At 69.7% G+C, this 24,339-nt stretch carries 19 protein-coding genes; 10 read left to right on the top strand and 9 right to left on the bottom strand.

Translation table 11 applies throughout. The features are described from left to right. Positions 1–11: 11 nt before the first annotated feature. Together KZC52_RS05995 and KZC52_RS05990 are read right to left on the bottom strand one after the other, a co-directional pair. Positions 12–1,247 carry an acyl-CoA dehydrogenase family protein gene (locus tag KZC52_RS05995; RefSeq protein ID WP_247623141.1) on the bottom strand — a complete coding sequence of 412 codons (1,236 nt, stop codon included), beginning with the start codon at positions 1,245–1,247 and terminating at the stop codon, positions 12–14. 103 nt (positions 1,248–1,350) lie between these two features. Then, positions 1,351–2,013 (bottom strand): TetR/AcrR family transcriptional regulator, encoded by a 663-nt coding sequence (locus KZC52_RS05990; protein WP_247623140.1) that lies wholly within the window; start codon positions 2,011–2,013, stop codon positions 1,351–1,353. A gap of 172 nt (positions 2,014–2,185) precedes the next feature. Between KZC52_RS05990 and sucC the strand changes: the two genes are divergently transcribed. After that, positions 2,186–3,352, top strand: coding sequence for an ADP-forming succinate--CoA ligase subunit beta (sucC, locus tag KZC52_RS05985; RefSeq protein WP_247623139.1), 1,167 nt, complete (start codon positions 2,186–2,188; stop codon positions 3,350–3,352). Between the two features lie 18 nt (positions 3,353–3,370). Next, the gene (gene sucD, locus KZC52_RS05980; RefSeq protein WP_247623138.1) at positions 3,371–4,273 is read left to right on the top strand and encodes a succinate--CoA ligase subunit alpha; all 903 of its coding nucleotides are present in this window, start codon (positions 3,371–3,373) and stop codon (positions 4,271–4,273) included. A 67-nt stretch (positions 4,274–4,340) separates the two neighbouring features. Here sucD and KZC52_RS05975 read toward each other — a convergent pair whose 3' ends face one another. Together KZC52_RS05975 and KZC52_RS05970 are read right to left on the bottom strand one after the other, a co-directional pair. After that, a complete protein-coding gene (locus KZC52_RS05975) occupies positions 4,341–5,255 on the bottom strand; it encodes a homocysteine S-methyltransferase family protein (RefSeq protein ID WP_247623137.1) in 915 nt (304 codons plus the stop codon). Between the two features lie 99 nt (positions 5,256–5,354). Further along, the gene (locus tag KZC52_RS05970) at positions 5,355–6,776 is read right to left on the bottom strand and encodes an NCS2 family permease (RefSeq protein WP_247623136.1); all 1,422 of its coding nucleotides are present in this window, start codon (positions 6,774–6,776) and stop codon (positions 5,355–5,357) included. A 94-nt stretch (positions 6,777–6,870) separates the two neighbouring features. Here KZC52_RS05970 and KZC52_RS05965 point away from each other — a divergent pair, with 94 nt between their 5' ends. The 7 genes from KZC52_RS05965 to KZC52_RS05935 all read left to right on the top strand — a co-directional run bounded on the left by KZC52_RS05965 (position 6,871) and on the right by KZC52_RS05935 (position 16,819). Then, positions 6,871–8,271 carry a cell division protein PerM gene (locus tag KZC52_RS05965; protein ID WP_247623135.1) on the top strand — a complete coding sequence of 467 codons (1,401 nt, stop codon included), beginning with the start codon at positions 6,871–6,873 and terminating at the stop codon, positions 8,269–8,271. A gap of 9 nt (positions 8,272–8,280) precedes the next feature. Further along, positions 8,281–8,868 (top strand): phosphoribosylglycinamide formyltransferase, encoded by a 588-nt coding sequence (purN, locus tag KZC52_RS05960; protein WP_247623134.1) that lies wholly within the window; start codon positions 8,281–8,283, stop codon positions 8,866–8,868. Between the two features lie 45 nt (positions 8,869–8,913). After that, positions 8,914–10,521, top strand: coding sequence for a bifunctional phosphoribosylaminoimidazolecarboxamide formyltransferase/IMP cyclohydrolase (gene purH / locus KZC52_RS05955; protein ID WP_247623133.1), 1,608 nt, complete (start codon positions 8,914–8,916; stop codon positions 10,519–10,521). A 206-nt stretch (positions 10,522–10,727) separates the two neighbouring features. Next, entirely contained in the window at positions 10,728–12,263 is a 1,536-nt protein-coding gene (locus KZC52_RS05950) for a DNA-3-methyladenine glycosylase 2 family protein (RefSeq protein ID WP_247623132.1), read from the top strand. Beyond that, positions 12,260–12,757 (top strand): methylated-DNA--[protein]-cysteine S-methyltransferase, encoded by a 498-nt coding sequence (locus KZC52_RS05945; protein WP_247623131.1) that lies wholly within the window; start codon positions 12,260–12,262, stop codon positions 12,755–12,757. Before KZC52_RS05950 ends, KZC52_RS05945 begins: the two co-directional genes overlap by 4 nt. Positions 12,758–13,079: 322 nt before the next feature. Then, a complete protein-coding gene (locus KZC52_RS05940; RefSeq protein ID WP_247623130.1) occupies positions 13,080–15,011 on the top strand; it encodes an ABC transporter ATP-binding protein in 1,932 nt (643 codons plus the stop codon). Beyond that, a complete protein-coding gene (locus tag KZC52_RS05935) occupies positions 15,008–16,819 on the top strand; it encodes an ABC transporter ATP-binding protein (RefSeq protein ID WP_247623129.1) in 1,812 nt (603 codons plus the stop codon). The genes KZC52_RS05940 and KZC52_RS05935 overlap by 4 nt, the downstream gene beginning before the upstream one ends. An 86-nt stretch (positions 16,820–16,905) precedes the next feature. On the opposite strand, the gene KZC52_RS05930 is transcribed toward KZC52_RS05935, so the two are convergent. Next, positions 16,906–17,742, bottom strand: a complete 837-nt coding sequence (locus tag KZC52_RS05930) for an alpha/beta fold hydrolase (RefSeq protein WP_247623128.1) — start codon at positions 17,740–17,742, stop codon at positions 16,906–16,908. A 208-nt stretch (positions 17,743–17,950) separates the two neighbouring features. Here KZC52_RS05930 and KZC52_RS05925 point away from each other — a divergent pair, with 208 nt between their 5' ends. Further along, a complete protein-coding gene (locus tag KZC52_RS05925; RefSeq protein ID WP_247623127.1) occupies positions 17,951–18,778 on the top strand; it encodes a hypothetical protein in 828 nt (275 codons plus the stop codon). A 37-nt stretch (positions 18,779–18,815) separates the two neighbouring features. Here the strand turns inward: KZC52_RS05925 and KZC52_RS05920 are convergent, their stop codons facing one another. From KZC52_RS05920 to KZC52_RS05905, 4 genes are read right to left on the bottom strand one after another with little or no spacing between them, the layout of a single operon-like run. After that, a complete protein-coding gene (locus tag KZC52_RS05920; RefSeq protein WP_247623126.1) occupies positions 18,816–20,255 on the bottom strand; it encodes a GH1 family beta-glucosidase in 1,440 nt (479 codons plus the stop codon). After that, positions 20,252–22,486, bottom strand: a complete 2,235-nt coding sequence (gene yicI / locus KZC52_RS05915; RefSeq protein ID WP_247623125.1) for an alpha-xylosidase — start codon at positions 22,484–22,486, stop codon at positions 20,252–20,254. Before yicI ends, KZC52_RS05920 begins: the two co-directional genes overlap by 4 nt. Continuing rightward, positions 22,486–23,373: a carbohydrate ABC transporter permease gene (locus tag KZC52_RS05910; protein WP_247623124.1), complete on the bottom strand. Its 888-nt coding sequence runs from the start codon at positions 23,371–23,373 to the stop codon at positions 22,486–22,488. Before KZC52_RS05910 ends, yicI begins: the two co-directional genes overlap by 1 nt. Continuing rightward, positions 23,373–24,338 carry a carbohydrate ABC transporter permease gene (locus KZC52_RS05905; protein ID WP_247624718.1) on the bottom strand — a complete coding sequence of 322 codons (966 nt, stop codon included), beginning with the start codon at positions 24,336–24,338 and terminating at the stop codon, positions 23,373–23,375. Before KZC52_RS05905 ends, KZC52_RS05910 begins: the two co-directional genes overlap by 1 nt. Position 24,339: the final 1 nt, after the last annotated feature.

The following is a 24,339-nucleotide window of genomic DNA, read 5'->3' as shown; positions in this document are numbered from 1 at the left end:
GTCCTCCACCGTCAGGCGAACGCGCTCATCCCGGTGATGTCGCGCCCGAGAAGCAGCGCCTGCACGCTCTCCGTGCCCTCGTAGGTGTGGATCGCCTCGATGTCGGCGAGGTGCTGCATCACGCCGTTCTCGAGCAGGATGCCGTTGCCCCCGAGCAGGTCGCGGGCGGTCGAGGCGATGCGGCGTGCGGCGCGGGTGTTGTGGAACTTCGCGAGCGACGCCTGCGTCGGACGCAACGCGCCCGCCGTCTCGAGGTCGGCCATCCGGCGGCAGTAGAGCTGCATCGCGGTGAGGTCCTCGAGCATGTGGGTGAGGCGCTCCTGCACCATCTGGAACTTCGCGAGCGGCTTGCCGAACTGCACGCGCTGGGTCGCGTACGCCAGGGCGGCCTCGTAGCAGGCGGTGGCGTGGCCGAGTGCCGACCAGGCGACGCCGGAGCGGGTCGCGTAGAGCACGACCGACGCATCCTTGAAGCTGTGCGTTCCGGGGAGCACGGCGTCGAGGGGAACGCGCACGTCGTCCAGGCGGATGTGCGCCTGGTGGATCGCACGCAGCGACGCCTTTCCGCGGATGACGGTGCCGGTGTATCCGGGGGTGTCCTGCTCGACGAGGAAGCAGCGCACGGCGCCGTGCTCGTCGGCGGATTCGTCGTCGACGCGCGCCCAGACGAAGGTGATCCCGCCGGATGCCCCGTTGCCGATCCACTTCTTCGTGCCGCTGATGACCCAGGCGTCGCCGTCGCGGCGCGCGACCGTCTCGAGTGAGACCGAGTCCGACCCGTGGTCGGGCTCGGTGAGGGCGAAGGACCCCAGCACGCTCGCGTCGGCGAGGGCCGTCAGCCATTTCTCCTGCTGCGCGGGCGAGCCGAACAGCGCGAGGGTGCGCAGGGCGAGACCGCCCTGCACCGCGAGGATCGTGCCGAGGGAGCCGTCGCCTCGCGAGACCTCCATGTTGACCAGTCCGGCGGCGAGAGGGGAGAGACGCGTGAGAGCGGGGTGCTCGACGCCGTCGACGACCAGATCCATCTCGCCCAGGCGGCGAGCGGCGGTCAGCGGGTACTCGGCCCGGTCCCAGGCGTCGGCCATCTGCGGGGCGACCTCGTTGACGTACGCCTGCGCGCGTTCCCAGGCGGCACGATCGGCATCCGGGATGTCGGCGAACACGGCGTAGTAGTCGCTGCCCTGCCGTCCCGTGACGTCGTACGACGAGACGCGCTCGCCGGGCAGGGGGGAGGAATCGATGCTCATGGGGCTCCTTCGTGGCACCAGGTATCGTACTCCTCGAAACTGAGTTCCACGACTCCGGGAGCGCGAAAGCGGAACCCTGCCCGAGGGACCCGCCGCAGAGCGCTCAGTCGAGCTGCGAGCGCAGGCGCCGCGTGACCTCGGCGACCGGCATCGACCGCGGGAACACGGCGACGACGACATCGTCGGGAGCGCTCGCCGTGGCATCCGCCGGCACGCCGTAGCGACGGCGCACGTCCGCCAGTGCCGCCTGCAGGGTCGCGAGAGGCACCTTCTTCGTGCCGCGCAGCAGCTGGCGCAGCACGTGGTTGTGCACCGCGGTCACCAGGGCAGCGAAGCCGACCGCGTCGAGCGGGTCGACGCCGGGGAGGGCCCCGCGCAGGTACTCGTCGAACAGGCGCTCGTAGCGGAACACCGTGATGATCTCGCGCTCGCGCAGCACCGGGACCTCGCGCACGATCCGATAGCGGCGGCGGGCGAGCTCGGGGTCGTGGGCGAAGTGCGAGAAGACCGACTCGGATGCCGCGCACACCGCGCCCCACGGATCGTCGTGTCCCTCGGCGAGGAACACCCGCAGGCGCTCCAGCAGTGCCTCGTGGTCGGCGAAGACGACGTCCTCCTTACCGCCGAACTGGCGGAAGAAGGTGGATCGCGAGACGCCGGCCGCCTTCGCGATCTGCTCGACCGAGGTCTGATCGAAGCCCTGCGTGTCGAAGAGCTCGAGGGCAGCGGCCACGACGCCGGTGCGCAGTTCAGCGGATTCGTGCATGGCACGAGCCTAGACCTCGCGCTGTCGAGCATGCGGATGGTGTGACGCGGGCGGCCCCCGGCGGAGCATCCGGGCCCGCAGGAGCGTCCAGTCCGAGGTAGTAGGCTGGGGGACTGGTCGATGTCTCGACATCGAGAGAATTACCAGACAGCAGCCCAGTGAAGGAACCACAGTGGATCTGTACGAGTACCAGGCACGAGACGTTTTCGAGAAGTACGGAGTGCCGGTTCTCGCCGGCATCGTCGCCGACACCCCCGAGGAGGTGAAGGCAGCCGCGGAGAAGATCGGCGGCGTCGTCGTCGTCAAGGCGCAGGTCAAGACCGGTGGTCGTGGCAAGGCCGGCGGCGTCAAGGTCGCCAAGACCCCCGACGAGGCCTACGAGGCGGCCAAGGCCATCCTCGGCCTCGACATCAAGGGCCACATCGTCAAGCGCGTCATGGTCGCCCAGGGCGCCCGCATCGCCGAGGAGTTCTACTTCTCCGTGCTGCTCGACCGCGCCAACCGCTCCTACCTGAGCCTCTGCTCGGTCGAGGGCGGCATGGAGATCGAAGAGCTCGCCGTCGAGCGCCCCGAGGCCCTCGCCCGCGTCGAGGTGAACCCGCTCACGGGTATCGACAAGGAGAAGGCCGTCGAGATCGCGCGCGCCGCGAACTTCCCCGAGGACCTCGTCGAGAAGGTCTCCGACGTCTTCGTGAAGCTCTTCGACGTCTACAAGGGCGAGGACGCGACGCTCGTCGAGGTCAACCCGCTCGTGCGCACCGAAGAGGGCGACATCATCGCGCTCGACGGCAAGGTCACCCTCGACGACAACGCGTCGGAGATCCGTCACCCCGAGCACGAGGCTCTGGAAGACAAGGATGCCGCCGACCCGCTCGAGGCCAAGGCCAAGGCATCGGGTCTCAACTACGTGAAGCTCGACGGCGAGGTCGGCATCATCGGCAACGGCGCGGGACTCGTCATGTCGACGCTCGACGTCGTCGCCTACGCCGGTGAGAACCACAACGGCGTCAAGCCCGCCAACTTCCTCGACATCGGCGGCGGCGCCTCGGCCGAGGTCATGGCCGCCGGCCTCGACGTCATCCTCGGCGACCCGCAGGTCAAGAGCGTCTTCGTCAACGTGTTCGGCGGCATCACGGCGTGCGACGCCGTCGCCAACGGCATCAAGGGCGCGCTCGAGACGCTGGGTGCCACGGCATCCAAGCCGCTCGTCGTGCGCCTCGACGGCAACCGCGTCGACGAGGGTCGCGCGATCCTCGCCGAGTACGCGCACCCGCTCGTGACCCTGGCCGCCACCATGGACGAGGGCGCCGACAAGGCCGCCGAGCTCGCCAACGCTTGAGACTGAAGGACTAGAAGAATGTCGATCTACCTCAACAAGGACTCCAAGGTCATCGTCCAGGGCATCACCGGCGGCGAGGGCACCAAGCACACGGCGCTCATGCTCAAGGCCGGTACGCAGGTCGTCGGTGGCGTCAACGCCCGCAAGGCCGGCACCACGGTCTCGCACACCGACAAGGACGGCAACGCCGTCGAGCTGCCCGTCTTCGCCTCGGTCGCCGAGGCGATGAAGGAGACCGGCGCCGACGTGTCGATCGCCTTCGTGCCGGGCGCCTTCACGAAGAGCGCGATGGTCGAGGCCATCGACGCCGAGATCCCGCTGCTCGTCGTGATCACCGAGGGCGTGCCCGTCGGTGACTCCGCCGAGGCCTGGGCCTACGCCCAGAGCAAGGGCAACAAGACCCGCATCATCGGGCCGAACTGCCCCGGCATCATCACCCCCGGCGAGGCGCTCGTCGGCATCACGCCCGCGAACATCACGGGCAAGGGACCGATCGGCCTCGTGTCGAAGTCGGGCACCCTGACCTACCAGATGATGTTCGAGCTGCGCGACCTGGGCTTCTCGACCGCCATCGGCATCGGCGGAGACCCGGTCATCGGCACGACGCACATCGACGCGCTCGCCGCGTTCGAGGCCGACCCCGAGACGAAGGCCATCGTCATGATCGGCGAGATCGGCGGCGACGCCGAGGAGCGTGCGGCCGAGTACATCAAGGCGCACGTCACCAAGCCGGTCGTCGGCTACGTCGCGGGCTTCACTGCTCCCGAGGGCAAGACCATGGGTCACGCCGGTGCGATCGTCTCCGGTTCGGCCGGAACCGCTCAGGCCAAGAAGGAGGCCCTCGAGGCCGCCGGGGTCAAGGTCGGCAAGACGCCGTCCGAGACCGCCGACCTGATGCGCGCGATCGTCGAGTCGCTCTAAGCGCTAAGCTGTAGGAGAAGGCCCCGGGCTCCACCCCGGGGCCTTCTTTCATGCCCGGGGAGCCCCGTCAGTGTTCGACCAGGGCGTCCCACATGAGGGCGACGTGCCGGGCGTCGGTGCCGCAGCATCCGCCGATCACCCGGACCGACGGCATCCGCTCGGCCAGGGCGGCCACGGCGATCGCCAGGTCTGCCGGGTCGCCCTCGTCGATGGTCTCGGACTCGTCGAGTTCTGCGTGCGACCGACGCGACGCATTGGGGCGGAGTCCGACGATCCTCGGCACCGTCGCCGCGTCGAGGGCGTGCGCGAAGTGGTCGGGATGCGCGCAGTTGAGGAGATAGCCGTCGGCGGGTGAGCCCGCGTCGACCAGATCGATCGTTTCGGCGAGCGTGCTCCCCGTCGCGAGGCGGCCGTCCGTCTCCACGGTGAACGAGATCTCGACGGGGATGCCCTCGTCGCGTGCCGCCCGCACGATCCCGATCGCCTCGGCCGCGTCGGAGAGCGTGTACGCCGCGATGATGTCGACGCCCGCCGCGGTCAAGGACTGCACCTGCGGACGGTGATAGGTCAGCGCATCGTCGGCTCCGGTCGTCGGATCCCACGTCCCGGGGCGGTACCCATCGCCTCGGGGGCCGAGCATTCCCACCAGGCGTACATCGGGCAGGTCGGCGTAGTCCTCCGCGACCGCGCGCATCAGGGACACCGCCTCGCGGTTGATCCGATCGAGTGCCGTCGCGTCGTATCCGAGCCGCGCACCCCAGTCGGCGCTCGCACGCCACGTCGCCGATTCGAGGCGCAGGCCCGCGCCGTTCGCGCGGGCGATGTCGCCGTAGGCGCGATAGTACTCCCGGAGCAGGCGCCGTCCGCGGCGAGAGTCGAGCAGCACGAAGGCCGCGAACTCCGGCAGATCGATGCCGTGATGGAAGATCAGGTCGGTCTCGAGACCGCCGTCGGTGACGTACCGCTGCGCGTCGGCATCCATGGATCCCGGTCTACCACCGCGCGATGGCCCGCGCTACGGGACTTCCGGACACGAAAGAGGGGCGGATGCCGCAGCATCCGCCCCTCCGTCGACTCGCTCTCAGATGCCGATGCCGAACAGTGCTTCGATCGGCCCGCGGGCGAAGAAGATCACGAAGCCCGCGCCGACCACCCAGAGCAGCGGGTGGATCGTCTTGGCGCGACCGGAGAAGGCGTTCACGACGATCCAGCTGATGAAGCCGGCGCCGATGCCGTTGGCGATCGAGTAGGTCATCGGCATGACCGTGGCGGTGAGGAAGACCGGCAGCAGCACGCGGAAGTCGCTGAGATCGATGTTCTTGATCTGAGCGAGCATCATCGCACCGACGAGCACGAGTGCGGCGGCCGCGACGGCGCCGGGCACGAGCGAGGTCAGCGGGGTGAAGAACATCGCGACCAGGAACATCGCACCCGTGATGAGCGTGGCGAATCCGGTGCGTGCGCCCTCGCCGATGCCGGCGCCCGACTCGACGAAGACCGTCGCCGACGACGACGAGGTGCCACCACCGGCGATCGCGCCGATGCCCTCGACGACGAGCGCGGACTTGATGCGCGGGAAGTCGCCCTTCTCGTCGGCGAGGTCGGCCTCCTTCGCGAGGCCCGTCATGGTGCCCATGGCGTCGAAGAAGTTCGAGAACAGCAGCGTGAACACGAACATCACGAGGGCGACGATGCTGACCTTCTGCAGGTCGAAGCCGAAGTCGACCTGGCCGACCAGGCTGAGGTCGGGCAGGCCCACGATCGAGCCGGTGAAGCCGAAGTCGAGGCCGAACGGCCAGATCAGGTTGACGATGCCGCCGAGCACGGTGCCGCCGACGAGGGCGATGAGGATCGCACCCTTGACGCGCAGCGCGGTCAGCACGCCGCCGATGAGCAGCGTGACGACGAAGAGCAGGGTCGGGATGGAGGCTACGGAGCCGCCGATGCCGAGGTCGACGGGCGGCGAGGCGTTGCCGGTCGCCGTCACGAAACCGGCGTTCACGAAGCCGATGAAGGCGATGAAGAGGCCGATGCCGACCGTGATCGCGAGCTTGAGCTGCACGGGAACGGCGTCGAAGATCATCTTGCGCAGGCCGGTCGCGGCGAGCAGCACGATGATGACACCGTTGATCATGACGAGCGCCATGGCTTCGGGCCAGGTCACCGAGCCGACGACCGAGAAGGCGATGAAGGCGTTGATGCCGAGTCCGGCGGCGAACGCGAACGGCAGTCGCGTGATCACGCCGAACAGGATCGTCATCACACCGGCGGTGAGCGCGGTGGCGGCGGCGACCGCAGAGCTGGACAGCACGACGCCGTCGACGTCGGGCGTTCCGAGGATGATCGGGTTGAGGATCACGATGTACGCCATCGTGACGAACGTCACCAGGCCACCTCGGATCTCGGTGCCGAAGGTGGAACCGCGCTTGGTGATCTCGAAGAAACGATCCAGGGCGTTCTTCGGCTCAGCGGCGGTGGGTGCGGGGGACGGGGCAGTTGTCATTCGGGTGAACCTCCGGATGAGACGATATCGTCTCTCCCGCGCCGCGCGCGCCCACCGGCATCCGCCCGGATTCTCGTCGTAGTCTCGAAAGGCTATGCAACGCCTTCTCGTCGCCCTCCTCGCCGCGTTCGACGCCGCCATCGCGGCCGCCGTCGGACTCGCCGTGCTCCTGGCGCCGCTGACCCTGCTGTGGACCCTCGCCTTCGGCGCCGCGGCCGACTGGGGGGCGCTCTGGCCGCTGACCGGCACGCTGTGGGCGTTCGGGCACGGGGTACCGCTCGACATCACGATCGCGGATGCGGCGCTGGTCGCGGTCGGTGTTCCGGCGGCGGCGGCGTCCTTCACCGTCTCGGTCGCCCCGCTCGCCCTCCTGGTCTTCACCCTGCTGTTCGCGGCGCGCTCGGGCGCGCGAGCCGCGAACGCCGGCTCGTGGGTGACCGGTGTGCTCTCGGGCACGGTCGTGTTCGCCGCGATCGCCGCCGGCGTCGCCCTCACCTCGCGTCTCGACGCGGCGAAGACCTCCCTGCTCCTCGCGATCCTGCTGCCCGCGGCCGTGTACCTCGCGGGTGCGGTGTGCGGAGCGGTGCGCGTGGTCTGGGAGGACGGCGACGGCGGGCCGATCGATGCGATCCACGACCGTCTGGACGCCTGGACCGAGTGGACCCCGGTACCCGCGGCCATCGTGCGGGGAGCGGCGTTCGCCCTCGTCGCCGTGCTCGGTGTCTCTGCCGCGGCGCTCGCCCTCCTCACGCTGTTCCGCGGCGGGGAGGTCGTCGCCCTCTTCCAGGCCGCACGTGTCGACGTGCTCGGCGCGGTCGTGATCACCCTCGCCCAGTTCCTCTACCTGCCGACGCTCCTCATCTGGACGGCGTCGTGGATCGCCGGACCCGGATTCGCCGTGGGCGTCGGCACCGCGGTGTCTCCGGCGGGCACGCAGCTCGGCGTCGTGCCCGGCATCCCGGTGCTGGGGCTGCTGCCCGAGAACAGCTCGATCTGGATGCTCATCGTCGTGCTGCTGCCGGTCGCCGCCGGTGCCGTGGCCGGATGGGCCGTGCGCTCTCGCCTGGTGTGGGAGGGGACGCCGCTACGGATGCTGCCGCGCGCCGTGATCGCGGTCGGCATGGGCGCCGTGACCGCGGGTGTCGCCGCCCTCGCCGCGCTGCTCACCAGCGGGTCGATCGGTCCGGGGCGTCTCGCCGAGACCGGCCCGTCGGTCGGCGCCTTCGCGCTCGCCCTCGGGGGAGAGGTGCTGCTGGGCGCCGCGATCCTGCTGCTGTCGCCGCGCAACCGCGACGAGCTCGCCGAGGAGCGCACCGATCGCTGGGTCGCCGAGATGACGGCATCCGATCTCGACGATCTGATCGGTGACGCGGCATCGACGTCGCCGTCTGCCGGATCCGCCGATTCACCAGCGGATGCCGCCCCTCTGCCCTTCGCGGAGACGGCTCCGCTCGACGATGTCACCGGGGAGGGGCGCCCTCCCGCGCCCCGGTAGACTGGGCGCGTGCTCACGGTCGCCGTTCTCATCTCGGGCACCGGCTCGAATCTTCGTGCCCTCCTCGAGGCCGCCCGCCACCCGGACTTTCCCGCGCGGGTGGTCGTCGTGGGCGCCGACCGCGAGGCCGACGGCCTGGCCCACGCCGAGGAGTTCGGCATCCCCAGCTTCACCGTGCCGTGGCACGAGCACGAGAGCCGCGAGGCCTGGGGCGAGGAGCTCGGCCGCCAGCTCGCCGTCTGGAACCCCGACCTCGTCGTGCTCAGCGGTCTCATGCGCCTGCTGCCCGCATCCCTCGTGGCGCAGTTCTCCCCGCGTCTCGTGAACACCCACCCGGCCTACCTGCCGGAGTTCCCGGGCGCGCACGGGGTGCGCGATGCGCTCGCCGCCGGCGTCGCCGAGACGGGCGCCAGCGTGATCGTCGTCGACGACGGCGTCGACACCGGACCGATCCTCGCGCAGGAGCGCGTGCCGATCCTCGACGGCGACACCGAGCACACCCTGCACGACCGCATCAAGCCCGTCGAGCGCCGCCTGCTGATCGATGTCGTACGGCGCATCGCGACCGGCGAGCTCGCGCTCGACGCCGCTTCCTGATCCTCTTCCTCCCCTCTCACGCCCGACGCACGAAGGAGCATCACCATGGCCGGCCCCCGCCACGACCCCTCGCTGTACCGCGATCGCGACACGGTGCCGATCCGCCGGGCGCTCGTCTCGGTGAGCGACAAGACCGATCTGCTCGTCCTCGCGAAGGCGCTCGCCGACTCCGGCGTGCAGATCGTGTCGACCGGTTCGACCGCCGCGACCATCCGCGAGGCCGGCTTCGAGGTGACCGACGTCGCCGCGGTGACCGGTGTCGCCGAGATGCTCGACGGTCGCGTCAAGACCCTGCACCCGAAGATCCACGGCGGCCTGCTCGCCGACCTGCGCCTCGAGGACCACGAGCGTCAGCTCGCCGACCTCGACATCGCACCGTTCGAGCTCGTCGTGGTGAACCTGTACCCGTTCGTCGAGACCGTCGCCTCGGGCGCCCAGGGCGACGACGTCGTGGAGCAGATCGACATCGGCGGGCCCGCCATGGTGCGCGCCGCCGCCAAGAACCACGCGAACGTGGCGATCGTCGTCTCGCCGCAGTCGTACCCCGGGATCATCTCGGCGATCGCCGAGGGCGGCACCTCGCTGTCGCAGCGGCGCGAGCTCGCGGCCCGCGCGTTCGCGCACACCGCCGCCTACGACACGGCCGTCGCGTCGTGGTTCGCCGAGGGCACCCTCCAGGACGACGGCGACCTGCCGGCGCACCTGACGATCCAGGCCGAGCGCCTCGCGACGCTCCGCTACGGCGAGAACTCCCACCAGCGCGGTGCGATCTATACGCGCGCGGGCGGTCACGGCATCGCCCAGGCCACGCAGCTGCAGGGCAAGGAGATGTCGTACAACAACTACGTCGACGCGGATGCCGCCCTGCGCGCCGCCTACGACATGATCAAGCCGGCCGTCGCGATCATCAAGCATGCCAACCCGTGCGGCATCGCGACGACCGCTCCGAACGCCCTCGACCCGATCGCCAGCGCGCACCTGCGCGCGCACGAGTGCGACCCGGTCTCGGCGTACGGCGGAGTGATCGCCGCGAACGGCACCGTGACGCTCAAGATGGCCGAGAACCTCAAGGACATCTTCACCGAGGTCATCGTCGCCCCCGCGTTCGAGCCCGCCGCCCTCGAGGTGTTCAAGGCGAAGAAGAACCTGCGGCTGCTGCAGCTGCCGGAGGACTGGCAGCAGGAGCGCATGGACGTGCGCCTGGTCTCGGGCGGACTCCTGCTGCAGGACGCCGACCGGTTCCCCGACGACATCGTCTCGGTCGCCAAGAACTGGGAGCTCGTCTCCGGTGAGCGCCCGAGCGACCTCGAGATGGAGAACCTGATCTTCGCGTGGAAGGCGTGCCGCGCCGTCAAGTCGAACGCGATCGTGCTCGCGAAGGACAACGCCACGGTCGGCGTCGGCATGGGCCAGGTCAACCGCGTCGACTCGTGCCGCCTCGCGGTCGAGCGCGCGGGCGAGCGCGCGGGCGGTTCGGTCGCGGCATCCGACGCGTTCTTCCCGTTCGCCGACGGCGCCCAGGTGCTCATCGATGCCGGTGTGACCGCGATCGTGCAGCCGGGTGGCTCGGTGCGCGACGAGGAGGTCGTGGATGCGGCCCGCAAGGCTGGCGTCACGATGTTCTTCACGGGAGAGCGCCACTTCTTCCACTGAGCATCCGCAGCTCCCTCGAGGCCCTCATCCGCAGACCGCGGGTGGGGGCCTCGGTCCGTCCGGTCTCTCGGCGATCGGAGATCGGCGATCGCGTGAGGAGTCACGACACGCCGTCTCGCGCCGCGCGGATGCGACGTGTCGTGACCTCTCACCGTGATGTCCGATTTCCGCCAGTCGATGTCGGAGGCCCGTGACAGCATGGAGTCATGAGCCTCCCCGTGACCGACTTCGACGAGCGGTACCGCGCGATCGACGCACGCGACACCCGTTTCGACGGGCAGTTCGTGACGGCCGTGCGATCGACGGGCATCTACTGCCGGCCGAGCTGCCCGGCGCGCACGCCGAAGCCCGAGAACGTGACGTTCTACCCGACGAGCGCCGCGGCGCACGAGGCGGGCTACCGGGCATGCAAGCGCTGTCTCCCCGAGGCGGCGCCCGGGTCGCCGGCTTGGAATCTGCGCGGTGACGCCGCGGCCCGTGCGATGCGACTCATCTCCGCGGGTGTGGTGGAACGCGAGGGAGTGTCCGGCCTCGCCGCGCGGCTCGGGTACTCGAGCCGGCATCTGAACCGGGTGCTGGTCAGCGAGCTCGGTGCCGGGCCGCTGGCCCTCGCCCGTGCGCACCGTGCGCACACGGCGCGCATGTTGCTCGTCGGCACCGACATGCCCGTCTCCGACGTGGCGTTCTCGGCGGGGTTCGCCAGCATCCGGCAGTGCAACGACACGATCCGCGAGGTCTTCGCCCTCACGCCCAGCGAGCTGCGCGCGCGACGACGGATGCCGATGGCCGCAGCTCCCGGCACGATCGACCTCGTGCTGCCCTTCCGCGGGCCACTCGATGCCTCGGGCATCTTCGCCTGGATGGCGGCCCGCGCATTGCCCGGGGTCGAGGCGGCCACCGAGACGTCGTTCGCACGGCACCTGCGCATGAGCGGAGGGCCGGCGTGGTTCGAGGTGCGGCAGGATGCCGCCGAGCGACTGCATCTGCGCGCCCGGGTCACGCAGCTGGGTGATCTCGCGCCCCTGGTGGGCACGGTGCGGCGCCTGTTCGATCTGGATGCCGACCCGCGGGCCGTCGACGACGCGCTCGGTGCGCACCCCGAGCTCGCGCCGCTGGTCGCCGCGACCCCGGGGATCCGAGTGCCGGGAGCGGCCGATCCCCACGAGATGCTCATCCGCGCGATGGTCGGTCAGCAGATCACGGTCGTCGCCGCCCGGACGGCGCTGACCGCGCTCGCCGACGCCCTCGGAGAGCGCACCGACGACGGTGTGCTCTTCCCGACCATGACCGCGATCGCCGAGCACGGCTCCGAGGTGCTGCGGGGGCCGGCCGCCCGCATCCGTGCCATCACCGGTGCCGCTGCCGCGCTGGCGGACGGCTCGCTCACCCTCACGGTCGGTGACGATGGGGCCGAGCAGCGGGCCGCGCTCCTCGCGATGCCGGGCATCGGGCCGTGGACGGCCGACTACGTGCGCATGCGGGTGCTCGGAGACCCCGACATCCTGCTCCCGGGTGACGTCGCGATGCGAGCCGGGGCCGCGGCCTCCGGTCTCCCGGGCGAACCGCGTGCCCTGACGGCGTGGGCGGAGCGGACGGCTCCGTGGCGGAGCTACCTCACCGCGCACCTCTGGCGCGCGGCCCCCGTCCGCTCGGCGAAGCGCGCGACGACGACACCGATCACGACGACACCGATCACGAAGACACCGATCACGAAGACACCGATCACGAAGGAGACCCCATGACCGCCCTCATCCAGACCATCGACACTCCCGACGGGGCGTTCACCATCCTCGCCGACGACGAGCAGCGCGTGCTGGCGTCCGGTTGGACGGCCGACCGCGGGGCGATCCTCGGAAGGCTCGCGGCGGCGGTGCGCCCGGCAGAGGTGCGCGAGGGCGAGACCGAAGCAGCGTCGGCCGTGCAGGCGTATTATGCGGGCGACCTCGCGGCGATCGACGCCGTGCCCGTGCGTCAGACGGGCACCTCGCTGCAGCTGTCGGGCTGGGCCGCGCTGCGGGAGATCGCCCCGGGCGCTCCGCTCACGTACACCTCCTTCGCCGCCGTGCTCGACAACCCGCGCGCCGTGCGGGCCGCGGCATCGATCTGCGCGCGCAACGCCCCGGCGCTGTTCGTGCCGTGCCACCGGGTGCTGCGTACCGACGGCACCCTCGGCGGCTTCGCCTGGGGACTCGACGTGAAGAAGCGCCTGCTCGCACGCGAAGAGATCGCGCGCTGAGAGACCGGGGCCGACGGGTCGCGCGAGAGGAAAGGAGGAATTCCTCTTGCGCACAGCTTGTTCACAGCAATAGGCTGGAGGGCTGTCGCACCGACCGGACGACACCGCCGAGCCCTGAGGAGGACACCATGACCACGATCCTGGTCACGCAGATCGCAGCTCTCGGCACGACTCCGGTGCGCACGTTCCACTAGAGCCGCACCGCGCTCCGCGCCCGCCTCTTCCCCGCCGGACGCCGGACTCGACGAGTCCGCTGCACTCACCGAGACCGCTCGGCGTCCGCCTGCTCCGCAACCTCTTCCGCACGAACCGTCTGAGAGACATGTCTTCCTCGCAGAATCCCCCCGCTTCCTCCTCCCTGTCGACCGCCGCAGCGCTGTGGCGTCTCAAGCCCTTCGTCCGTCCCGTCATCTGGCGGCTCGCCGGCGGTGCCGCCAGCGCGCTCGCCGCGGCGATCATCGCGCTGATGATCCCGATCGTCCTCGAGCAGATCATCCAGGGCCCTGTGCAGACCGGCGAGCTCGGAGCGATCGTCTGGGGCGCGGTCGCCGTTCTCGGCCTCGCCCTCGGTGAAGCCCTGATGGTGTTCCTGCGCCGCCAGTTCGTGCTCAAGCCCTCGACCGAGGTCGAGTACCGCATGCGCACCGATCTCTACGCGCGCCTGCAGACCCTGCCCGTGGCGTTCCACGACCGCTGGCAGTCGGGCCAGTTGCTGAGCCGCATGATGCAGGACATCGGCCTCATCCGCCGCTGGCTCGCCTTCGGTCTCGTGCTGCTCGTGGTGAACATCCTCACGATCATCATCGGAGCGGCACTCCTGTTCCGGTGGCACTGGCTGCTGGGCACGATCTTCATCGTCACCGCGATCCCGCTGTGGATCCGCGGCTACCTCTTCGAGAAGCGCTACGGGGCCCTCACCCGCCGGAGCCAGGACCAGGCGGGCGACCTCGCCACGAGCGTCGAGGAGAGCGTGCACGGCATCCGTGTGCTCAAGGCGTTCGGGCGCGGTAAGCATGCGCTGAGCCGCTTCAGCCGCCAGGCCGAGACGCTGCGCGAGACCGAGATGAGCAAGGCCGGGGCGATCGCCTCGATCTGGTTCTGGCTCGACCTCATGCCGCAGATCGCCTTCGGTCTCAGCCTCATGTCGGGGATCTGGCTCATCTCGCAGGGCGCGATCGACCTGCCCGAACTGTTCGCGTTCTTCGCGATGGCGACGGTGCTGCGCTGGCCGATCGAGTCGATCGGCTTCCTGTTCTCGTTCATGCTCGACGCCCGCACGGCGACCGACCGCGTGTTCGAGATCTTCTCCGAGACGAACACGATCACCGACCCCGAGAACCCCGTGCACATCGAGAACCCGCGGGGCGAGCTGGCATTCCAGAACGCGCATTTCCGCTACCAGGACGCCGGCGCGCAGGAGCGCGACCTGCTCGACGGCATCGACCTCGTGCTGCGGCCGGGCGAGACCATGGCGCTGGTCGGCCTCACCGGCAGCGGCAAGACCACCCTCACGACGCTGCCGACCCGCCTCTACGACGTGACCGGCGGTTCCGTGACGCTCGACGGCGTCGACGTGCGCGACCTGCCGCTGGCCGAACTGCGCCAGCACATCGCGATGGCGTTCGAGGACGCGACGCTCTTCTCGGCGACCGTGCGCGAGAACGTGCTGCTGGGTCGCGCCGAGCTCGACGTGCACAGCGACGAGGCCGAGCGCGTCCTGCGCGAAGCCCTCGACGTCGCCCAGGCATCGTTCGTCGACGCGCTGCCCGATGGCGTCGAGACGGTCATCGGTGAAGAGGGACTGAGTCTCTCGGGCGGTCAGCGACAGCGACTCGCGCTCGCGCGTGCGGTCGCCGCGAAGCCGAAGGTGCTCGTGCTCGACGACCCCCTCTCGGCGCTCGACGTCGACACCGAAGCGCTCGTCGAGGAGGCGCTGCGCCACGTGCTCGCCGACACGACCGCGATGATCGTCGCGCACCGGCCGTCGACCGTCGCCCTCGCCGACCGCGTGGCGCTGCTCGAGGCCGGGCGCATCACCGCCGTCGGCACGCACAGCGAGCTGCTGCGCAGCAGCCGCCACTACCGTCACGTCATCTCCAGCCTCGAGGCCGAGGAAGCGGCGCGCACCGGCGCGATCCCCGTGATCCGCGACGACGAGGCCGACGAGGCTCACGACATCGAGGCGGGCATCCGCGCCCAGAACGGCGAGCAGCCCGACGAAGATCTGATCACCGAGAAGGAGGTGCGGTCATGAGCGCCCTCATCGGAACGCAGGACGAAGACCGCTCCCGGTACACCAAGGAGGAGAGCAGGGCCATCCGGCAGCGCTCGCTGCGTCTGCTCGGCTCGCTCGTGCGGCCGCTCAAGGCGCGCATCGTGCTGGCAGCCGTCGTGCTCGTCATCTCGACCGCGCTGCAGGTCGCGGGCCCCATCCTCATCAGCATCGGGCTCGACCGTGCGCTGCCGGCCGTGATCGAGCACTCCGACTGGATGCCGACGTTCATGATCGGCGGCGTCTACCTGCTCGCAGGGGTCGTCGCCGCGGTGATGATCGCCTGGTACGTCATCATCGCCGCCAAGCTGACGCAGGCGGTGCTGCTCGATCTGCGCAAGCGGATCTTCCTGCACACGCAGCGTCTGAGCCTCGAGTTCCACGAGTCGTACACCTCCGGGCGCATCATCTCGCGTCAGACGAGCGACCTCGACTCGATCCGCGAGCTGCTCGACGGCGGCCTCAACGAGCTCGTCTCCGGCGTGCTCTTCGGCCTGTTCACCTTCATCGCGCTGTGCATCTGGGACTGGCAGTCCGGACTCATCCTCGCGATCGCGGGTGTTCCGCTGTTCTTCCTGATGCGCTGGTTCTACTCGCGGTCGCAGCTCGTCTACCGCGAGTCGCGCGTCATCAGCGCACAGGTGATCGTGCAGTTCGTCGAGACCATGACCGGCATCCGCGCGGTCAAGGCGTTCCGCAAGGAACCCCGCAACGACGTCGCCTTCCAGAAGATCTCGGGGGAGTACCGCGACGTCAACCGCCGTTCGCTGATGCTGTTCGGCACCTTCGAGCCCGGCCTGATGGGCGTCGCGGCGCTCACGCTCGGCATCGTCGTGCTCTGGGGCGGCGTGCGCGTCGCCGAGGGCGCGCTGACCGTCGGCGTGCTGCTGTCGGCGGTGCTGTACGTGCGCAACTTCTTCGCGCCCATGCAGGAGATCGCGATGTTCCTCAACTCCTACCAGTCGGCCACCGCCGCGCTCGAGAAGGTGTCGGGCGTGCTCGAGGAGGTGCCGACGGTGCCCGACCCCGAGAAGCCGGTCGACCTGTGGGAGTCGCGCGGGCACATCGAGTTCGACGAGGTGACCTTCGGGTACAACGGTGAGAAGACGATCCTCCCGAACTTCTCGCTCGACATCCCCGCGGGGCAGACGATCGCGCTGGTCGGCACGACCGGTGCGGGTAAGTCGACGCTGGCGAAGCTCATCTCGCGTTTCTACGACCCGTCGAAGGGTACGGTGACGCTCGACGGCGTCGACCTGCGCTCGCTGCACCCGAAGGACCTCCGCCGCGCGATCGTCATGGTCACGCAGGAGGCCTACCTGTTCAGCGGCACCGTCGCCGACAACATCGCACTCGGCAAACCCGACGCCTCGCTCGACGAGATCCGCGCTGCCGCCCGGGCCGTGGGCGCGGACGGGTTCATCGAGGCGCTGCCCGACGGCTACGGCACCGACGTCAACAAGCGCGGTGGCCGCGTGTCGGCCGGTCAGCGTCAGCTGATCTCGTTCGCCCGTGCGTTCCTCGCCGACCCCGCGGTGCTGATCCTCGACGAGGCGACGGCGTCACTCGACATCCCCTCGGAGCGGCTGATCCAGGATGCCCTGCAGACGCTGCTCGCCGACCGGACCGCGATCATCATCGCCCACCGGCTCTCGACCGTCGCGATCGCCGACCGGGTGCTCGTGATGGAGCACGGCGAGATCATCGAGGACGACACCCCCGATGCCCTGATCGGCGGCACGGGCAAGTTCGCCCAGTTGCACGCGGCATGGCAGGAGACGCTGGTCTGACGCGACGAGCCGTCGCACGGCACGACGCGGAACGGCGCACCCCGGGAGATCCCGAGGTGCGCCGTCTGCGTGTGGAGCGGCCGCGATTACGCCTGGATGAACGCCAGGATGTCGGGGTTGATCACGTCGGCGTGCGTGGTGAGCATGCCGTGCGGGTAACCCTCGTAGATCTTGAGCTCGGAGTTCGGCAGGAGCTCGTGCTGCTTCAGCGCGGCATCCTTGTACGGCACGACCTGGTCGTCGTCGCCCTGCAGCACCAGCACCGGAACCGTGATCGACTTCAGGTCCTCGGTCTGGTCGGTCTCGGAGAACGCCTTGATGCCCTCGTAGTGCGCGAGCGCGCTGCCGGTCATTCCCTGGCGCCACCAGTTGGCGACGACGGGCTCGGAGACGGCCGCGCCCTCGCGGTTGAAGCCGTAGAAGGGACCGGAGGCGACGGCCTGGAAGAAGTCGGCGCGGTTCGCTGCGAGCGCTTCGCGGAAACCGTCGAAGACCGAGATCGGCGTGCCCTCGGGGTTCGCCTCGGTCTGCACCATCAGCGGCGGAACGGCCGAGACGAGCACGGCCTTCGCGACGCGCCCCTGGGGCTGGCCGTACTTGGCGACGTAGCGGGCGACCTGGCCGCCTCCGGTCGAGTGGCCGATGTGCACGGCGTTCCGCAGGTCGAGGTGCTCGACGACCGCCGACGCGTCACTGGCGTAGTGGTCCATGTCGTGCCCGGTGCCGATCTGCGAGGAGCGTCCGTGACCGCGACGGTCGCTGGCGACGACGCGGAAGCCCTTCGACAGGAAGAACAGCATCTGCGCGTCCCAGTCGTCGGACGACAGAGGCCAGCCGTGGTGGAACATGATGGGCTGGGCGTCGCGGGGACCCCAGTCCTTGAAGAAGATCTCCGCGCCGTCTTCCGTGGTTACGAATCCCATGTGGGCCTCCATCGTCGGTGCCGCACCGAATCGTGGTCGGTGCGGCGGTGTGGGCTTGTGCGCCCATCGGGGAGTGATGAGCACGATCAACGTACCCCCGTGCGGCCCCCCGGGACAGGGGTTTCCGCAAGGATTCGACACCTGTTCAGTGAGGTTCCCTCCCCGGTCCTGCTCAGCGCCCCGGCCAGCGGCTCGATAGCATCGGAGGATGGACCCGTTGATGCTCCTCGGGGAGTGGTGGTGGATCGCGGCGGTCGGCGCCGGCGGTGTCACCGCGGGCGCCGTCGGGCTGCGGCGTCGCAGCACGCGCAGTGGCCGACGCCTCGCCGTCGATGCTGCGCGCCATGACCTGCGGGCGGCGAAGGTCGCGGTGGTCGAGAAGCGCGCAGCCGTGAAGATCGCGCGCGCCGATCACACCCGCATCGCCGCCGAACGCACCGCACGCCGGGCGACGGCGGAGCACGTGGCCAGCGCGAAACGGATGCTGCGCGACGCCGAGCGCGATGCGAAGGCGGCCGCGGCCGATGTGCGCGCGAAGCAGGTGCGCCTGAATGCGGCCCGCGCCGCGCTCCCCGCGGCATCCGCCCCTCGCCCGCTGGAGCGGTTGCGCGCCGACCACGATGCGATCGTCGCGCGCTGGATGACCTACGAGACCGATCCCGGTCTGCAGATCGCCTACCCGGCGATGTCGGACGTGAAGCAGCCGGCGACGGCGGCATACTTCCGCGCGGCGAATCGTGCGGCGGAGGCGCGGCGCACGGCGGGGGAGCGTCCGACGCCCGCGGAGTTCGCCGACTACCGCGACGCCGTCGACGCGCTCGCCCGTGCCTTCGAGATCGCCGAGCACACCGCGCGCGGGCGGGGGGACACGACGGCGAGCGTCGGATGGCAGGACGCCGCGCAGGACGCGATCTCGCGCTCCGCCGAGGCGATCGATCGTGCGGCGGGAGCGGCGGCATCCGCCTTCGCCGCGTGGTCGGCGCGCAAGCGCCCGCGCGGCGACGACCGGGAGAGCCGGGACGACCGCGATCGGTGAGATCCCGCCAGGATCAGCGGGACCCCACCGCGCTCGCTCAGGGAGCGATCGTGCGGCTGCGTACCAGCTCGCGGTACCAGTGACCGGAGTCCTTCACGGTGCGCTCGAGCGTGTCGAAGTCGACCCGCACGATGCCGAACCGCTTGGCGTAGCCGTAGCCCCATTCGAAGTTGTCGAGCAACGACCAGACGAAGTATCCGCGCAGGTCGACGCCGCGCTCGAGAGCCCGGTGCGCCGCGGTGAAGTGCCGACGCAGGTAGTCGGTGCGCTCCGGGTCGGGAACGGTGCCGTCGGCCGAGACCTCGTCGTCGAACGCGGCGCCGTTCTCGGTGACCATGAGCGCCTGCTCCGGGAACTGCTCCGAGAGTGACACGAGCAGCTCCTCGAGTCCCTCGGGTGCGATGTTCCAGCCCATCGCCGTGTACGGGCCCGGCTGCTCGACGAACTCGACGAGCTGATCGCTGCCCGGCCAGGCGGTGCCGCCCTCGGTGCCCTTGTGCCCATCGTTCTGCTGCTTCGGCGAGACGCCGTCCCAGAGCCGCACGGTCGCGGTCGAGTAGTAGTTGACTCCCAGCACGTCGATCGGCTGGTGGATCGTGGCGAGGTCGCCCTCCTGCACGAACGACCAGTCGGTGACCGAGGATGTGTCGTCGAGCAGATCGGCGGGGTACTCGCCGCGCAGCATCGGACCGGTGAACGCGCGGTTCGCGAGGGCATCGATGCGACGCATCGCCTCGGCCGCACCGTCGCCCTGACCGCGCAGCACGTGGAAGTTCAGCGTGACCGAGTAGTCCGGGTCGCCCGTCGAGGTCGCCCGCAGCGCCTGCACCGCGCGCCCGTGCGCGAGGTTGAGGTGGTGCACGGCCGACAGGGCGGATGCCGGTTCGTGGCGCCCCGGTGCATGCCCGCCCTGACCGTAGCCGAGGTAGGCCGAGCACCACGGCTCGTTGAGCGTCGTCCACGTGTGCACACGGTCGCCCAGGGCCGTGCCCATGATCTCGGCGTACCGCTCGAAGGCGTCGGTCGTGGAGCGCGCGGTCCAGCCGCCGGCATCCTCGAGGTACTGCGGCAGATCCCAGTGGTACAGCGTGGCGACGGGACGGATGCCGCGGGCGAGCAGCCCGTCGACGAGACGCGAGTAGAAGTCGACGCCGGCCTGGTTCACCCCGCCGGACACCGTGGGGACGATGCGCGGCCACGCGATCGAGAACCGGTAGGCCTGCAGCCCCAGGTCGGCCATCAGGTCGAGGTCCTCCTCGGTGCGGTGGTAGTGGTCGCAGGCCACGTCTCCCGTGTCGCCGTTCCACACCTTGCCGGGGGTCTTGCTGAACGTGTCCCAGATCGAGGGGGTGCGCCCGTCCTCGGCGGCGGCTCCCTCGATCTGGTACGACGCGGTCGCCGACCCGAACGTGAAGTCCGCGGGGAAGACGAGTCCCGAGCCCCGGTAGTCGTCGCGGGGGGTGAACAGCGTGGTCATGCGGTGATCTCCTCGAGGTCGGCCGTGTAGGTCTCGGTGCGACCGTCGGGATTCGTGACGGTGACGGCCGCGGTGCCGGTGCCGCCCGCGAAGACGCGCAGCTGCAATCCGTCATGGTAGTCGTAGTCGGGTCGATCGACCCGGGCGCCCCAGGGGAGCACGGTTCCGGGGCGCACGTACAGGGGGAGCGAATCGAAGCCGTGCCGCTCCCGCCGCCACCCGCCGCCGGTCACCGTCTCGCCCGTGAGCAGCGAGGTCCACTCGCCGGCCGGCAGGTAGAACTCGACCTCGCCGTCCTCGGTGAACACGGGGGCCACGAGCAGGTCGGAGCCGAGCATGTACTGGCGGTCGAGGTACGCCGTCGCCGGGTCGTCGGGGAACTCGAGCACCATTGGCCGCATCAGCGGCACACCCGTGGCGGCCGCGTCGAGGCCCTGCGCGTACAGGTAGGGCATGAGGCGCATCTTGAGGTGCGTGAAGCGACGCGTGACCTCCACCGCCTCGTCGTCGAACGCCCACGGCACCCGATACGAGCTCGAGCCGTGGAACCGCGAGTGGGAGCCGAGCAGGCCGAACGCTGTCCAGCGCTTGTAGACGCCGGCATCCGGCATCCCCTCGAACCCGCCGATGTCGTGGCTCCAGAAGGCGAAGCCCGAGAGGGCGAGCGAGAGGCCGCCGCGCAGGGTCTCGGCCATCGACGTGTAGGTCGACGTCGAGTCGCCGCCCCAGTGCACGGGCATGCTCTGCCCGCCCGCGGTCGCCGAGCGGGCGAAGAGCACGGCATCGCCCTCGCCGCGCGCCTCGGTGAGCACGTCGTACACGGCGCGGTTGTAGAGGTCGGTGTAGAGGTTGTGCATGCGCTCGGGGTCGGCGCCGTCGGCCCAGACCACGTCGGTCGGGATGCGCTCGCCGAAGTCGGTCTTGAAGCAGTCGACGCCCTGCGCCACGAGAGCGCGCAGTTTCGACTGGTACCAGGCCGTCGCCTCGGGGTTCGTGAAGTCGACGAGCCCCATGCCCGCCTGCCAGAGGTCCCACTGCCACACCGAGCCGTCGGCGCGCTTCACCAGGAACCCCTGGTCGGCCGCCTCGCGGAACAGGGGGGAGCGCTGGGCGATGTAGGGGTTGATCCACACGCAGACGCGCAGGTCCTTGTCGTGCAGGCGGCCGAGCATTCCCTCGGGGTCGGGGAACACCCGCGGGTCCCACTCGAAGTCGCACCAGTTGAACTCGCGCATCCAGAAGCAGTCGAAATGGAAGACCGACACGGGCAGTTCGCGGGCCGCCATCTCGTCGAGGAAGGAGTTGACGGTCTGCTCGTCGTAGTCGGTCGTGAAGCTCGTCGACAGCCACAGTCCGTACGACCAGGCCGGCACCACGGGCGGGCGACCGGTGAGGGCGGTGTAGCGCCCGAGCACGTCCTTGGGGGTGGGCCCCGCGATCACGAAGTACTCCAGCTGTTCGCCCGACACCGAGAACTGCACGCGCTCGACCGCCTCCGAGCCGATCTCGTACGACACGTGTCCCGGGTCGTTGACGAGTACGCCGTAGCCCCTGCTCGAGAGGTGGAACGGCACGTTCTTGTACGCCTGCTCGCTCGAGGTACCGCCGTCGGCGTTCCACACGTCGACCGTCTGGCCGTTCTTGACCAGCGGACCGAAGCGCTCGCCGAGTCCGTAGATCTGCTCGCCGACGCCGAGGTCGAGCTGCTCGTGCACGAAGACGGATGCCGCCGGCATCCCGCCGCCCTGACGCGCGTTGCTCACGATCCCCGGGTCGACCTGGGCGCCCTCGGCGAGCTGGACGTATCCCTGCGCCTTGTGCCCGCTGCCGGTGACCCGGCGTCCGTCGACCGCGAACGACAGGTCCCACGGGGCACCGGGGGTGACCGTCGCCACGAGGGAGCCCGCGTCGAGTACGCCGCCGGCGTCCGACACCGACACGGATGCCGTGGCACCACCGGCACCGGGGAGGGCGAAGCCGCCGTGCCACCGCCGGCCGGTGTGGTGGGCGATCCGCACCCGGATCACGCCCTCGGCGGGGGAGGAGAGGGTGGTCGTGAGCACGGGCCGGTTGAGGGTGTCGCCGCGCTTGGAGATCACCATCGTCGGAGCGGTGATGACGAGACCTGGGCCGTCGGGGGTCTCGGTGGTCTCGGCGATGTCGTACGCCTCCTGCGCGTACAGCGCGGTGACGCCGGGGCGCAGCTGCCAGAACCCGTCGGTGAACTTCATTACTTGACTGCTCCTGCCGTGATGCCCCGGGTGAGGGTGCGCTGGAAGATGAGGAAGAAGATGAGCGTCGGGATGATGCCCAGCAGGGCCGAGGCGCTCGTGGTGGTGACGTCCATGAGGCGGTCGCCCTGCAGCACGCTGATCGCGACCGGGACGGTCTGGTTGGCGTTCGACGCGAGGAACGTCAGCGGGATGAGGAACTCGTTCCACGTCCAGATGAAGAAGAAGATGAGCAGCACCGACAGCGTCGGGCGGCTGATCGGGAAGACGACGCGCCACAGGATCTGCCAGCGGGTCGCGCCGTCGAGCGAGGCGGCCTCGAGGATCTCCTTGGGGAAGGTGCCGTACACCGACGACAGCAGGTACGTGCCGAACGCGGCCTGGATCACCGTGAACACGATGATGACCGACCAGACGTTGTCGTACAGTCCGACCGATTTGAACATGTAGTACAGCGGGTACAGCAGCGCCTCCTGCGGCAGCAGGTTCGCGAGCAGGAAGAGCAGCACGATCCAGGAGCGTCCGCGCACGCGTCCGATCCCGATCGCGAAGGCGTTGAGCATCGAGATCACGACCGCGAGCACCGAGACGATGCCGGCGATGAAGATCGAGTTCCAGACCTTCTCGGGGAAGTTCACGCGCTCCCAGAACTTGATGATCCCACCGAAGTCGAGGGTCTCGGGGAAGGCGAGGGGGCCGGAGGTCGCGTAGTCGAGCGGCGACTTGAAGGAGTTCACGAGCACGAGGTAGAACGGCGCGATCACGAGCAGCGCGCCGACGATGACGAGCGCCAGCAGGAGCCAGTCGACGGGACGCTTCTTGGTCATGCCGCCGCGCGGACGGCTCGCGGCCTTCTTGCCGGTGACGATGGCGGTGGTGGCGTGCATCACAGACCCGCCCTTTCCTTGCGCTCGAGCGAGTTCTGGACGCGGATGAAGATGATCGACACGATGACCACGACGATCGTGAGCACGGTCGCGATCGTGGCGCCGTAGCCGACGTTCCGCTTGGTGAAGAACTCCTGGTAGGCGTAGTACGCCGGGACGAGGGTGGACCCCGCCGGTCCGCCGCGGGTGATGATGTACACCGGGCCGAACACCTTGAGCGCCGCGATGGTGCAGGTGAGGGTGACGACGAAGATCTCGGGGCGGATGATGCTCATCGTGATCGCCGAGAAGCGCTGGAACCAGTTCGCGCCGTCGAGTTCGGCCGCCTCGTAGAGTTCGGGGTCGACGCGCTGGAGCGCGGCCATGAACACCACGACGGGGTAGCCGAGCTGCACCCAGACCATCACGACCATCAGCACGATGAGCGCGGAAGGCATCTGGCCGAGCCAGTCGTAGGCGGGGATGCCGAACCAGGCGAGGATCTGGTTGAGCGCGCCGTCGCCGCCGGGGCGCACGATCCAGCCGATCACGATGCCGGCGACGGCGATCGGAAGGATCTGGGGGAGGTAGTAGGTGGCCCGCAGGAAGCTGCCGACCTTGCCGCCGAACTTGCGTCCGACCACGTCGAACAGGAGGGCGGCGACCATGAGGCCGATGATCGTGGGCACGACGACCATCGCGAGGATCATCCACACCGAGTTGGTGAAGGAGGTCCAGAAGTCGCTGTCGGTGAGGATCTTCTGCCAGTTCTCGAGACCGATGAACTCCGGCGTGCGTACGCCCTTCCACTTCGTGAAGGTGAGGTACACGTTCCAGATCAGCGGGACGATGACGACCACGAGCAACAGCACGAAGCCGGGGAGCAGGTACATCCAGTAGGCCCCGGTCCCACCGCTGCGCTGCGGGATCGACGGTTCTTCGGGCGGCAGCTTGGTGCGGCGGCCCTCGCGGGTGGCGAGTGACATG

The sequence above is a fragment of the Microbacterium galbinum genome (genome assembly GCF_023091225.1).
In the GTDB taxonomy this organism is placed as follows: domain Bacteria; phylum Actinomycetota; class Actinomycetes; order Actinomycetales; family Microbacteriaceae; genus Microbacterium; species Microbacterium galbinum.
The sequence above is the reverse complement of the archived record's forward strand: the minus strand, read 5'-3'. Positions and strand labels throughout refer to the sequence as shown.

Bases quoted from the DNA above. Each gene is read 5' to 3' on its own strand.
- KZC52_RS05945 (WP_247623131.1), top strand. From the start codon at position 12,260: ATGACCGCCCTCATCCAGACCATCGACACTCCCGACGGGGCGTTCACC.
- KZC52_RS05910 (WP_247623124.1), bottom strand. From the start codon at position 23,373: ATGCACGCCACCACCGCCATCGTCACCGGCAAGAAGGCCGCGAGCCGT.
- KZC52_RS05925 (WP_247623127.1), top strand. From the start codon at position 17,951: ATGGACCCGTTGATGCTCCTCGGGGAGTGGTGGTGGATCGCGGCGGTC.
- KZC52_RS05920 (WP_247623126.1), bottom strand. From the start codon at position 20,255: ATGACCACGCTGTTCACCCCCCGCGACGACTACCGGGGCTCGGGACTC.
- KZC52_RS05940 (WP_247623130.1), top strand. From the start codon at position 13,080: ATGTCTTCCTCGCAGAATCCCCCCGCTTCCTCCTCCCTGTCGACCGCC.
- KZC52_RS05930 (WP_247623128.1), bottom strand. From the start codon at position 17,742: ATGGGATTCGTAACCACGGAAGACGGCGCGGAGATCTTCTTCAAGGAC.
- KZC52_RS05970 (WP_247623136.1), bottom strand. From the start codon at position 6,776: ATGACAACTGCCCCGTCCCCCGCACCCACCGCCGCTGAGCCGAAGAAC.
- purH (WP_247623133.1), top strand. From the start codon at position 8,914: ATGGCCGGCCCCCGCCACGACCCCTCGCTGTACCGCGATCGCGACACG.
- KZC52_RS05990 (WP_247623140.1), bottom strand. From the start codon at position 2,013: ATGCACGAATCCGCTGAACTGCGCACCGGCGTCGTGGCCGCTGCCCTC.
- KZC52_RS05975 (WP_247623137.1), bottom strand. From the start codon at position 5,255: ATGGATGCCGACGCGCAGCGGTACGTCACCGACGGCGGTCTCGAGACC.
- KZC52_RS05935 (WP_247623129.1), top strand. From the start codon at position 15,008: ATGAGCGCCCTCATCGGAACGCAGGACGAAGACCGCTCCCGGTACACC.
- KZC52_RS05950 (WP_247623132.1), top strand. From the start codon at position 10,728: ATGAGCCTCCCCGTGACCGACTTCGACGAGCGGTACCGCGCGATCGAC.
- yicI (WP_247623125.1), bottom strand. From the start codon at position 22,486: ATGAAGTTCACCGACGGGTTCTGGCAGCTGCGCCCCGGCGTCACCGCG.
- KZC52_RS05995 (WP_247623141.1), bottom strand. From the start codon at position 1,247: ATGAGCATCGATTCCTCCCCCCTGCCCGGCGAGCGCGTCTCGTCGTAC.
- KZC52_RS05965 (WP_247623135.1), top strand. From the start codon at position 6,871: ATGCAACGCCTTCTCGTCGCCCTCCTCGCCGCGTTCGACGCCGCCATC.
- KZC52_RS05905 (WP_247624718.1), bottom strand. From the start codon at position 24,338: ATGTCACTCGCCACCCGCGAGGGCCGCCGCACCAAGCTGCCGCCCGAA.
- sucD (WP_247623138.1), top strand. From the start codon at position 3,371: ATGTCGATCTACCTCAACAAGGACTCCAAGGTCATCGTCCAGGGCATC.